Here is a 3207-nt window from a genome sequence, read left to right as displayed (position 1 = left end):
GTTCTTTAACAATTTGGGAAGTTGCCGTACACAGCATATGGCATGTCGCATTCGCGTGTTATTGACCGCGGTATAGCTCCAGTCTGTTTGGGGTTATATGGCCAAGCGGTTAAGCGCATACGGTGGATGCCTAGGCGGCAGGAGGCGATGAAGGACGTGGTAGCCTGCGATAAGCCTCGGGGAGCCGGCAAACGGGCTTCGATCCGGGGATTTCCGAATGGGGCAACCCGGCCACCGTCAGGTGGTCATCGTGCGCTGAATTCATAGGCGTACGAGGCGAACCCGGTGAACTGAAATATCTAAGTAACCGGAGGAAAAGAAATCAACCGAGATTCCCTTAGTAGTGACGAGCGAACGGGGACTAGCCCTTAAGCGGTCAGTGTTCTAGTGGAGCGGTCTGGAAAGTCCGGCCATAGAAGGTGACAGCCCTGTACACGAAAGGGCGCTGATCGTGAAATCGAGTAGGGCGGGACACGTGTTATCCCGTCTGAAGATGGGGGGACCATCCTCCAAGGCTAAATACTCCCTGCCGACCGATAGTGGACCAGTACCGTGAGGGAAAGGCGAAAAGAACCCCGGTGAGGGGAGTGAAATAGAACCTGAAACCGTATGCGTACAAGCAGTGGGAGCCCGGTGCGTCCGGGTGACCGCGTACCTTTTGTATAATGGGTCAGCGACTTACTTTCAGTGGCGAGGTTAACCGTTTAGGGGAGCCGTAGGGAAACCGAGTCTTAAATGGGCGTTCAGTCGCTGGGAGTAGACCCGAAACCGAGCGAGCTACCCATGGCCAGGGTGAAGGCGGGGTAACACCTGCTGGAGGCCCGAACCCACTAGCGTTGAAAAGCTAGGGGATGAGCTGTGGGTCGGAGTGAAAGGCTAAACAAGCTCGGAGATAGCTGGTTCTCCCCGAAAGCTATTTAGGTAGCGCCTCGTGTCTCACTCCCGGGGGTAGAGCACTGTTTCGGCTAGGGGGGCATCCGTGCCTTACCAAACCGAGGCAAACTCCGAATACCGGGAAGTGCAATCACGGGAGGCAGACGGCGGGTGATAAGGTCCGTCGTCGAGAGGGAAACAGCCCAGACCGCCAGCTAAGGCCCCCAAGTCGTGGCTAAGTGGTTAACGATGTGGGAAGGCAGAGACACCCAGGAGGTTGGCTTAGAAGCAGCCACCCTTTAAAGAAAGCGTAATAGCTCACTGGTCTAGTCGGCCTGCGCGGAAGATTCAACGGGGCTCAAGCCACGCGCCGAAGCTGCGGATGCTCTTTTGAGCATGGTAGGGGAGCGTTCCGTACGCCGCTGAAGGAGGACCCGTGAGGGCCTCTGGAGGTATCGGAAGTGCGAATGCTGACATGAGTAACGATAAAGCGGGTGAAAATCCCGCTCGCCGAAAGCCCAAGGTTTCCTGCGCAACGCTAGTCGACGCAGGGTTAGCCGGCCCCTAAGGCGAGGCCGAAAGGCGTAGCCGATGGGAAACGGGTTAATATTCCCGTGCCTCTTGTTGCTGCGATGGGGTGACGAAGAAGGCTAGGTCATCCGGGTGACGGATGTCCCGGTTTAAGCGTGTAGGCGGAGCCCTTAGGCAAATCCGGGGGTTCATACGCCGAGACGCGAACACGACGCTCTACGGAGCGGAAGTGACCGATGCCAGGCTTCCTAGAAAAGCCTCTAAGCTTCAGGCAGCAAGAGACCGTACCGATAACCAACACAGGTGGGCAGGGTGAGAATCCCAAGGCGCCTGAGAGAACCCGGGTGAAGGAATTCGGCAAAATGGCACCGTAACTTCGGGAGAAGGTGCGCCTCCGTTATGTGAAGCCCTTTGCGGGCGGAGCAGAGGGGGGCCGCAGTGACCAGGGGGCTGCGACTGTTTACTAAAAACACAGCACTCTGCTAACTCGCAAGAGGATGTATAGGGTGTGACGCCTGCCCGGTGCCGGAAGGTTAAGTGATGGGGTTAGCCCTTTGGGGCGAAGCTCTTGATCGAAGCCCCGGTAAACGGCGGCCGTAACTATAACGGTCCTAAGGTAGCGAAATTCCTTGTCGGGTAAGTTCCGACCTGCACGAATGGCGTAACGATGGCCCCACTGTCTCCATCCGGGACTCAGTGAAATTGAAATCGCAGTGAAGATGCTGTGTACCCGCGGCAAGACGGAAAGACCCCGTGAACCTTTACTACAGCTTCGCACTGGACCTCGAGCATGCTTGTGCAGGATAGGTGGGAGGCTATGAAGCGGGAGCGCTAGCTCCCGTGGAGCCATCCTTGAGATACCACCCTTGCATGTTTGGGGTTCTAACCTGGGCCCGTGATCCGGGTCGGGGACCGTGCGTGGTAGGTAGTTTGACTGGGGCGGTCTCCTCCCAAAGAGTAACGGAGGAGCGCGAAGGTACCCTCAGCGCGGTCGGAAATCGCGCAGTGCGTGTAAAGGCAGAAGGGTGCTTGACTGCGAGACCTACAAGTCGAGCAGGGGCGAAAGCCGGCCTTAGTGATCCGGTGGTTCTGTATGGAAGGACCATCGCTCAACGGATAAAAGGTACTCCGGGGATAACAGGCTGATTCCTCCCAAGAGTCCACATCGACGGAGGAGTTTGGCACCTCGATGTCGGCTCATCACATCCTGGGGCTGTAGCAGGTCCCAAGGGTACGGCTGTTCGCCGTTTAAAGTGGTACGCGAGCTGGGTTTAGAACGTCGTGAGACAGTTCGGTCCCTATCTGCCGTGGGCGTCGGAGACTTGAGAGGCTCTACTCCTAGTACGAGAGGACCGGAGTGGACATACCGCTGGTGGTCCGGTTGTCACGCCAGTGGCACAGCCGGGTAGCTACGTATGGAAGGGATAACCGCTGAAAGCATCTAAGCGGGAAGCCCGCCTCAAGATCAGGTCTCCCCGGACCCGCGAGGTCCCTGAAGGGCCGTCCAAGACGAGGACGTTGATAGGCGGGGTGTGGAAGTGCAGCAATGCATTAAGCTAACCCGTACTAATGGCCCGTGAGGCTTGGCCATATAACACCCAAGCGGATTGAGCACCGACATGCCGTAAGCGCGTGACGGCAACTTCCCAGACACAAGTGGCCTAAACGCCACACCGCTTTGCCTGGCGACCATAGCGAGCGGGAACCACCCGATCCCATGCCGAACTCGGCAGTGAAACCGCTCAGCGCCGATGGTAGTGCGACCACGCTGTCGTGCGAGAGTAGGTCATCGCCAGGCCCCTA

2 rRNA genes are annotated in these 3207 nt (G+C 57.7%); both read left to right on the top strand.

The annotated features are described in order from the left end of the window. Positions 1 to 99: 99 nt before the first annotated feature. A 23S ribosomal RNA gene (locus tag LRG10_RS13005) occupies positions 100 to 2995 on the top strand. 90 nt (positions 2996 to 3085) lie between these two features. Beyond that, a 5S ribosomal RNA gene (gene rrf, locus LRG10_RS13000) occupies positions 3086 to 3202 on the top strand. Positions 3203 to 3207 lie beyond the last annotated feature (5 nt).

Source organism: Halorhodospira sp. 9628 (genome assembly GCF_022228075.1).
Classification (GTDB): domain Bacteria; phylum Pseudomonadota; class Gammaproteobacteria; order Nitrococcales; family Halorhodospiraceae; genus Halorhodospira; species Halorhodospira halophila_A.
Note: the sequence above shows the minus strand (reverse complement) of the source record. Positions and strands in the feature narration are given on the sequence as shown.